Origin of the sequence: Parafrankia irregularis (assembly GCF_001536285.1) — a bacterium.
GTDB classification, from domain to species: Bacteria; Actinomycetota; Actinomycetes; order Frankiales; family Frankiaceae; genus Parafrankia; species Parafrankia irregularis.
On the sequence record NZ_FAOZ01000006.1, the window covers coordinates 368,729 to 377,270 of the forward strand.

Genomic DNA, 8,542 nt, shown 5'->3' on the forward strand with positions numbered 1-8,542 from the left:
GAACGCCGATGTGATGCGAGTCACTCTCGTGAACCTGATGGGTGGCGGACACCGTGCCGAGGTCATGGGCCAGTCCAGCGTGGCGGAGGTATGTCGCCTGCTTGTCGTGGGGCCGACGAGCCAGGTCGAGGTGTCGGTGCCCTGCCATGTGCCGCTCGCCGACCTGATGCCCGCCCTGCTGCGCGGCCTCGGGCCGGATCTCGCCGACCGCGGCCTGGAGCACAGCGGCTGGGTGGCGCAGCGCCTCGGCGAGCCGCCGCTGGACGAGGACGACAGTGTCGCCGACCACGGCCTGCTCGACGGCGACACCGTGCATCTGCGGCCGCGTTCGGACCAGATCCCCCCACTCGACTTCGACGACCTCATCGACGGAGTGTCCACCGGTATCAAGGCCCGCTCCGGGCTGTGGCGCCCGCGCACGACCCGCCTCGCCTCGCTGCTGGCCCTGGCCGGCTGGCTGCTGGTCGCGCTGGCCACCCTGCCCGCCAGCAGGTACCACTACCGCGCCCTGATCGCCGCGGAGGCCGTCGTGCTGCTCGGCGCGGTCACCGTGGCGACGTCCCGCCTCATCGTCGACCGGGCCGTCGCCGCCCTCGCCGGCGCCGCGATGGTCGGTTTCATCACCGAGGCGGCGGTCTTCGGGGTGGCCGACGCGGGCGTGGGCGGGGACCCGACGTCCACCGCCCGGCTCATGCTGATGGCCGGCTCGGCCGCGACCGTCGTCGGCGTCGGCCTCCTGCTGCTGCTCACCGCCGGCCATCCGTCGGCTCGCCCGCTCGCACTGGCCGGGACGGCCGTCGCGTGCGGCGGCTTCATCGGCTGCGGGCTGGGTACCCTCGCCGGGCTCGACCGCACCCAGACGGCGGCGGTGATCGCGTTGCTGTGCGTCGGTGCCCGGCCGCTGGTGCCGGTGGCCGCCTTCACGTGCGCCGGGCTGGCGCTGCCGCCACTGCCCGTCGAGCCCGGTGAGCTTCAGGACGACATCGACCCGGAGCCAAGCGCGGAGGTGCTGGCCCGCACCGCCGCCGCCGACTCCTACATGACCGCCCTGCACGTCGCGTGCGGGGCGCTGTCGGCCACCGCGCTGGTCATGATGGCGCTCGACGGCCGCTGGATTCCGACCACGCTCGTCGTCCTCGTCGGGCTGGCGCAGGCACTGACCGCCCGGCCGATGACGAGTACGTGGCACCGTCTGGCGCTGGTCCTGCCGGCCGCAGCCGGCCTGGTCGTGATCGTGCTGCCACTCGGCATGCGCGACGGCGGCTGGGAGCCCGGCTGGCTGGCGCCGATCGTGTCGCTGGCGTTCGCCCTCGCAGCGGCCGGCTGCGCCCGGGTGCTGCCCCGCCGCCGGATGACGCCGATGTGGGGCCGGGGCGGGGACTTCGCCCACATCACGGCGCTGGTTCTGGCTGTGCCGCTGGTCGCCTGGCTGCTCGGGCTGATCGGGCTCATCCGCTCGGTGGTGGGCTGACATGCAGTCCCGCCGCGACCAGGTCGACGCCCAGCGCTACCTGCTGACCCGCCTGTCGGCGGCGCTGGTGCGCGCCGACCCCGACACCCTCGACCCGCTGGGGCGCCGCGACGTCCGCGGCCTGGTCGGCGGCACAGTCCTGGCCGCCGTGGTTCTCGGGGTCGTCGCACTCTGGGCACTGATCTCCGGCTCGGGGTCGACCGAGTGGCGCAATCCCAGGACCCTGATCATCGAGAAGGGCACCGGCAGCCGCTTCCTGCTCCTGGACGGGGAGCTGCGCCCCGTGCCCAACATCGCTTCGGCGCGGCTGCTGACCGGCGGGGTCGTCACCCCCCAGGTCGTGCCGGCGTCCCGGCTGAAGGGCACGCCCCGCGGCACGCCGATCGGGATCGACGGCGGGCCCGACCTGCTGCCCGCCGCCGGCGCCCTCAACCGCGGGGTCTGGCGGGTCTGCTCCGGCCCGGGCAGCGGGGCGGGGCCCGCCGCCGTCCTCGATATCGGTGTCGCGGCGGCACCGCAGCCGGACCGCCCGGGCACCCGGGAGGCACTGCTCGTCTCCGCCGGCGGCAGCACCCACCTGATATGGCGCGGGCAGCGGCTGCGGCTGACCCGCCCCTGGGTTGCCGACGTGCTCGGCTTCGGCGATGTGCGGCCGACCCCGGTCGACCCGGTCTGGCTGGCGCTGGTGCCGGCGGGGCCGGAACTGGGCCCGCCGGCCGTCGACGGCCGGGGCTCGCCGGGCTGGGCCATCAGCGGGCGGCCCAGCAGGGTCGGTGATCTGTTCACCTCCGTCATCGACGGCGGGACGACCACCCGCTACATGATGTTGTCCGGCGGGCTGGCGGTGCTCACCCCGGTGCAGTTCGCGCTCGCCCGCGCCGAGGCCGGCGGCACCCCGCCCCAGGAGCTGACCCCCGCCGATCTCGCCAGCGGACCGAGAAGCATGGTGCCCGCGCCCTGGGACGCCCTCCCGGCCCAGCCACCGGTCGTTCGCTACCTCATGCCGGATCAGGCGGTCTGCGTCGAGTCGGGCGGCGCGGCCCCCCGAGCACCGCTGGACGTCGTGACGGCACCGACCCCACCCGTACCCGGCAGCGTCACGGACCGGGGTGTCGCGGTGCGCGTCGCGGCCGGCGGTGGTGCCCTGGTCATCGCGCAGCCCGTCCCGCCCGGCGCGACCGGCCTCGACGCGGTGACCGGCGTGTTCGTCGACGGCAGCGGAACGGCGTACCCGCTCAGCGGGCGCGCGATGCGCGCGCTGGGTTACAGCGCGGGCCAGGCCGTCGCCAGCCCCTGGCAGCTGCTGCCGCTGCTGCCCGTCGGACCCCGTCTCACCGTGCCCGCGGAAGACACGACCGCCGAGTCCCCCGAAGGCACGACCGCAGGGTCCGCGCAAGGCACGACCACAGCGTCCGCGGAAGGCACCGGCCCGGAGGCAGCGCAGCACCCGCCCGCGGCCGGTTCCGTCGCCGCGCCCGGTTCCGCCGCCCGGTCCATCACGAGCCCGCCCGTCTCCTAGCCCGAACGAGCCCGCCCCGTCCCGTCGCGCCCACTCCTCTCACCACCGCCACTCACCGCCACACCGTCAGAAGATCCAGTGCCGCCAGCAGAGAGGCAGCGTCATGCCCAATCCCGCTCTCATCTCCGACGAAGCCAGCACCGTCGCGATGATCACAGCGTTCGACAACTGCCAGGACGAATGCGCCGCCATCCAGAACGCCATCGACTCCGCGGCCTCGCAGCTCTTCAGCCCCGCCGGATGGCAGGGCGTCGCGGCCGCCAAGTACCGCGACGCGCTCAGTGGCTGGCAGGCCGGTTTCAACAAGGTTCAGCAGGGCCTGAACATGCTGAACGAGTCGATGGTCGTCTACGCGAACACCACGACCAGCGTCGAGGACAACAACGCCATGATCGGTTCGGGCTGGGCGGAGGGCCTCACCTGAGGCTCGCGGGCCTGCCGGTGTACGGGATTTCCGGACCTCTGATCCGGATCCCCTCCTCCCGTTCTCCGGTTCCCCGAACCCGGGCACCGGACATCCGTCCACCACAACCCCTGTGAGGCAGTGATGGCCACCTATCAGTTCAACCCGAACGGCGCTCTGGACACCGCGGCCGAACTGGATTTCGTCACCGGCAGGATCCGGGAGTCGCTGAACCAGCTGATGACCAGCGTCACGAAGTTCGCGCAGATGAACTCCGGCGCCGCGCCGGACAACTACGCGACGGCCCAGCAGTACTGGAACACCGGGCAGCAGGAGATGGAAGCCTCCCTCGTCATCGGCAAGGCAAAGCTCGAGGAAATCCACAACCAGTACGTGCTGGGCGACAACCGCAGCGCCGCGGTCTTCGGCGGGCTGGTCTGAGTCAAGGCGCCACCGGCCCGGGCGCCCCTGCGTCGGTGCCGGCACCGGGAATCCGCGGTGCCGGCACCGACGCAGGACGCATTGTTGCGGCCGCCTGGAACACATAGGCCCGAGCACCTCGGTGGCCTCCGACCGCCGGCCACCCATCACTCGGCAACCACATGGGGCACACCACACAGCGCACAGGGAGACATCCGTGGGTGATGAGTTCACCATCGTCGTCGACGAAGCCACGCTCAAGCGACTCAAAGGCGAGTACCAGGCACTGCTCACTGACATCGACCTGCGGATGAACTACTACAAGTGGACCCCCCAATCCACCACGGCGGTGAGCCTCGGCACCGCCTTCCCGCTGCGGCTCGGCGGCTCCGGCTTCACCGAGGCGGTCGGCCTCGCGCAGGGAGTGGAGCTGGTGCGGCAGAACCTCGTCGAACGGGTGAACAACCTCTACACCCACGCGACGAACCTGCGCTGGGGCCTGGAGTACCTCCTGGAGGAGGCCGAGAGGACCGAGGGCGAGAACGTCACGACCATGACCGCGGGCGAGTTCAGCTCCTACATGCCCGGCGAGTCGTCGACCACTGGTGCAGGCACGACAGGCCTAGGCGGCGCAGGCACCGGCACCGGCTACACGGGCGTCGGCGCCACGGGCGTGGGAGGTACGGGTGCGGGTTCGGGAGGCACGGGCGGCACGGGTTCGGGCACGACCTCCAGCACGACCGGAGCCTGAGCTATGGCCATCGCCGGGAAGATCGAGGACATCCTGCAGAACGTCCTCGGGTACACCCTGGGATCGGGCAGCGGTGCCACCCTAAGCCTCGCCGGATCCCCGGGCGCATCGTCGACGACCAGCTCGACCGCCGCCCCCTCAACCGCCGGCGGGTCCGTCGACGCCGGCCTGCGGCCCGACACCGTGCGAGCCACCGGGCCCGCCTGGCTGATCCCCGACGAACGTGTGGAGGGCTACCACGCCGGCGGCAGCTGGAAGCCGGGTTTCCACAAGAACGCGCTTACCTTCTGGCGGTGGATGGAGGGTGACAACAACACACATGCCGAATACCTCACCGTCTGGGTCGGCGCACGGGACCCGTCGGCAGGTGGCGAACGGAACTCGACCACCGCGGACACCGCCAGCAACGCACTCCTCGACGTCGGGAAGGCCTGGAAGGCCGTATCGGAGACCCTCCCGAACCTCGCCGGGCCCGGAACCCACTTCGATCCGGACACCCTGGGCGAGGTAGGGCTGGCTCTGAAAGGCATCGGGGAATGGGCGGGCGCCGTCTTCGCCGACCTTGACAACGACATCGCCCGCATTGATACGAAGAAGGACAATTTCGCCGGGTCGGCCGCGGAGGCGTTCCGGAACCGGGTCCTCGCGGCGCAGGCCGGCCTCACCGACGTTCTCGACCAGTCGAAGACATGGCTGACGCCGATAAGCGACGCGGTCGGGAGCGCGGCGGCGTTCGTCCACCAGCTCGATCTGGACCGGAAATACTGGATGGGAGAAAATGTCGGGGATGGCCGCCCGCCCATCGGCGGACCGCCCAAGGTGTGGGTGCAACCCTGGGATCTGATCGTCGCCTTGTTCAACAACTCACAGGTGTACGAGACCTGGGATCCAGGCGGATACTCGCTCGAAGGAAACCGGAACCATTCCGGTGGCCTGTGGGAGACGGGGCGTATACGCGGCGGCGAGGGCTACCTCCACGGATGGCGGGAGATGTACATCCGGTTTCCCGAGTGGAGCGGCCTGACCACCGAATACGCTGTTCTCCGGCAACCGTCGTGGATAGCGGCGGACATCGACGTGCGCAAGGCGTGGGCCGACCGCGTCCAGAGCAGTTTCAAGCCGAGTCTGGACAAGGCGCAGGACATGGTCGCGAAGTTCGCCGCGGCACAGACCGCCGTCAGGCTGGGCCGTATGCCACCGCCCCGTCCGCCCCGGCCGCCGAAGACCACGGAGCTCGCCGGGGGGCTGGGGAACCAGGATCTCGACAAATACCTGGACAGCCTCGAGGAAGAGATCAACAAGGCCCTCAAGGACCTGAACGACAGGATCAATCTGGTCGCCGGCGGGGCGAACGAGAACGCCACCAAGATCTACGATGACCTGAACAAGCTCAAGGAGGAGATCAACAAGGAGCTCAGCGGGATCACCGGGAAATACAACGACTCTCTCGACGACGTCAACAAGAACATCAACGACCAGGTCAAGAATCTCAACAACGGCGTCAACAAGGAGCTAGACAAGCTCTACGAGAATCTCGGCGCGTCCGGCGCGAACAACGGCCTCGGTGGACTGGGCGGGCCCGGCGGGGGCGGAACCGGCGGTGGCTACGAGCTCCTGCCCATGCCGCAGAATCTCGGCGGTGGAAGCGGCTCCACCAACGGCCTCGGTGATCTCAGCGGACTGGGTGGAACCGGCGCGGGCGGAACCGGCGGCGGCTACGAACTCCTGCCCATGCCACCGATCGCGGGCGTCACCAGCGGGCTCGGCTCGTCCGGGCTGTCCGATCTCGGCGATCTGAACACTCAGCAACTCGGGGCGCTCCAGCAGGCCGGCCTGCTGAGCGGAACACGACTGACCCCGGCGCAGTCCGCCGCCCTGCGGGAGGCGGGTCTCGACACCGACGCCACCACTCTCGGTGAGCTCAGCCCGGCGCAGCTGAAGGAGCTCCAGGCACGCGGCCTCCTGGACGACGTCCCGCTGACGTCGTCCGGCCTTGAGGCCTTGGGCGTGAGCGGGCTGCTCGACCCATCGCCCGCCACGTTGAACAACCTGGGTGACCTGAGCCCGGCGCAGCTCACCCAGCTCGGGTCCTCCGGCCTGCTCGACAACGTGCCGATCACCGCCGACCAGCTCGGCCAGCTGCGCGCCGACGGCCTGCTCGGCCCCACGTCCCAGGGCATCGGCACGCTGGGCGACCTGAACCCGACCCAGCTACAGGCGCTGAACGACGCCGGGCTGCTCGACTCCGTCCCGCTCAGCCAGCAGCAGCTCGGTGCGCTGCAGCAGTCCGGTCTGGTTCAGTCCGGACAGGGCCTCGCCGGCGCGCAGACACCGTTCGTGTCCCAGTCAGGCGTGACCAGCGGCCTGAACGGCCTGAACGTGCCCGACCTCAGCGCTCCCACCTCCGCCTTCCCCACCCAGATCGACGGGCTCGACGTCACCACGCCGACCTTCGACTCCGGTGTCAACGTCGGCGACATCCGTCAGCCCCTGTTCCAGACCCTTCCCGACGCGTCCACCAGCGGCTTCGGGGTCACCAGCGGGTTCGGGACGAACGGGGTGGACCTGGGCGATGCCTCGGCTCTTGTTCCGAGCATTCCCCACGGCGACGTCGCGGGTCTTGCTTCCGGCGCGTCTTTCGGCACCTCAGGCCTCGGCACCTCGGGCCTCGGCTCCTCGGGCCTCGCCAGCTCAGGTCTCGGAGGCACAGGCCTGGGCAGCAGCCTGGCCGCGAGCGGGGTCGCCGCGCTCGACGCCGTCGGTGGCACCGCCCCCGCCAGCGCCACCGGCGGCGGCATGCCCTTCATGCCAATGGGCATGGGCGGCGCCGGAGCCGGGGCCGGGGCCGGCGGGCGGGACCGGCAGCGCAACACCTGGCTGACCGAGGACGAGGAGGTCTGGGGCACCGATCCGGAGTGTGCGCCGGCGGTCGTCGGCCGGGAGGCCACCCCCGCCGAGGAGGGCACAGGACGGACCACCAGCGCGCCGGCACCGGCCGCCCCCGGGCGGGACCGCATCCGCCGCGGCCGCTGATCTCACTCACCCGCTCCCGCGGCAGGTCACGGGAACGGCAGGAGGGCTGCCGGCCGGTCACCACCGGCCGGCAGCCGCTCATCGACAGAGCAGCCCGGCATGCATCGGCAACTGTCCGGCAGGTTGGTAGAGGGAGGAGCACGGCGTGGGACTGTTCGACGAGAGCCTGCTGGAGGCCGCACGGGCCGAGCTGGCACGCACCGAGGAGGTGACGGCCCGCATCCGGCGCGAGGGCGCCGCCGTGCGCCATCAGGCCAGCGACCGCGGCAAGCTGCTGACGGTCACCGCGAGCGGCGACGGGGAGATCACCGCGATCTCCTTCCGGGGGGACGGCTACCGCGACCTGGCGCCCGCGGAGCTCGCCGACCTGCTGGTGAAGACCATCGAGCAGGCCCGTACCGGCGCCCGGAGCATCGCCCTGGCCGGCCTGCAGGACCTGATGCTGGACCTGCCGTCCCCCATCGGCCGGCTGGGCGAGGTCGACACCTCCGAGGAGCTGGTCGAGGAACTGCTCGGCATGTTCACCAGGAACATGCCGGACAGCGGCGCAGCACCCGTCGCGGACCGGAACGGGCACTGGTCATGAGCGGAGAGCAGATCCAGTTCGACGGCGACGAGCTCGCCGAGAAGGTGCCGATGCTCGCCGACTTCCGCGAGGCCTTCCTCGCGTTCGGGGAGGAGCTCGCCGAGGGAATCGCGCAGCACAACTTCGCCAGGGACGCGCACGACGAGGTGTCCAAGCTGTCCTATGCCATGTTCAAACAGCTGATGAAGTACTTCGGCAAGATCTACGACTCGCTCGGTGAGGCGATCGGTGTGCAGGGCGACCGCCTCGATGCCGTGCACACCATCGGCGAGACGACCGAGGCGGACGCCACCCACTCCGCCGGAAGCTGGTCCGGCGGCGGCGCACGCGGCTGACCTGCAGGGACGGGCTGCGAGACG

The 8,542-nt window shown here is 71.1% G+C and carries 8 protein-coding genes; all 8 read left to right on the top strand.

What is annotated here, in order from left to right; genetic code table 11:
* Positions 1 to 13: 13 nt before the first annotated feature.
* Positions 14 to 1,471: a type VII secretion integral membrane protein EccD gene (eccD, locus tag AWX74_RS12685; RefSeq protein ID WP_091275470.1), complete on the top strand. Its 1,458-nt coding sequence runs from the start codon at positions 14 to 16 to the stop codon at positions 1,469 to 1,471.
* A gap of 1 nt (position 1,472) precedes the next feature.
* On the top strand, positions 1,473 to 2,990 hold the full coding sequence (gene eccB, locus AWX74_RS12690) for a type VII secretion protein EccB (protein WP_091275473.1): 1,518 nt from the start codon (positions 1,473 to 1,475) through the stop codon (positions 2,988 to 2,990).
* Positions 2,991 to 3,093: 103 nt separating this feature from the next.
* The gene (locus AWX74_RS12695) at positions 3,094 to 3,414 is read left to right on the top strand and encodes a WXG100 family type VII secretion target (RefSeq protein ID WP_091275478.1); all 321 of its coding nucleotides are present in this window, start codon (positions 3,094 to 3,096) and stop codon (positions 3,412 to 3,414) included.
* Positions 3,415 to 3,537: 123 nt separating this feature from the next.
* Entirely contained in the window at positions 3,538 to 3,834 is a 297-nt protein-coding gene (locus tag AWX74_RS12700) for a WXG100 family type VII secretion target (protein ID WP_091275481.1), read from the top strand.
* Positions 3,835 to 4,030: 196 nt separating this feature from the next.
* Entirely contained in the window at positions 4,031 to 4,564 is a 534-nt protein-coding gene (locus tag AWX74_RS40700; protein ID WP_091275484.1) for a hypothetical protein, read from the top strand.
* A 3-nt stretch (positions 4,565 to 4,567) separates the two neighbouring features.
* On the top strand, positions 4,568 to 7,597 hold the full coding sequence (locus AWX74_RS12710; protein WP_091275487.1) for a hypothetical protein: 3,030 nt from the start codon (positions 4,568 to 4,570) through the stop codon (positions 7,595 to 7,597).
* Between the two features lie 145 nt (positions 7,598 to 7,742).
* Complete coding sequence (locus tag AWX74_RS12715; protein ID WP_091275490.1) at positions 7,743 to 8,183, top strand: YbaB/EbfC family nucleoid-associated protein; 441 nt, start codon at positions 7,743 to 7,745, stop codon at positions 8,181 to 8,183.
* Positions 8,180 to 8,518 carry a hypothetical protein gene (locus tag AWX74_RS12720; RefSeq protein WP_091275493.1) on the top strand — a complete coding sequence of 113 codons (339 nt, stop codon included), beginning with the start codon at positions 8,180 to 8,182 and terminating at the stop codon, positions 8,516 to 8,518. Before AWX74_RS12715 ends, AWX74_RS12720 begins: the two co-directional genes overlap by 4 nt.
* Positions 8,519 to 8,542 lie beyond the last annotated feature (24 nt).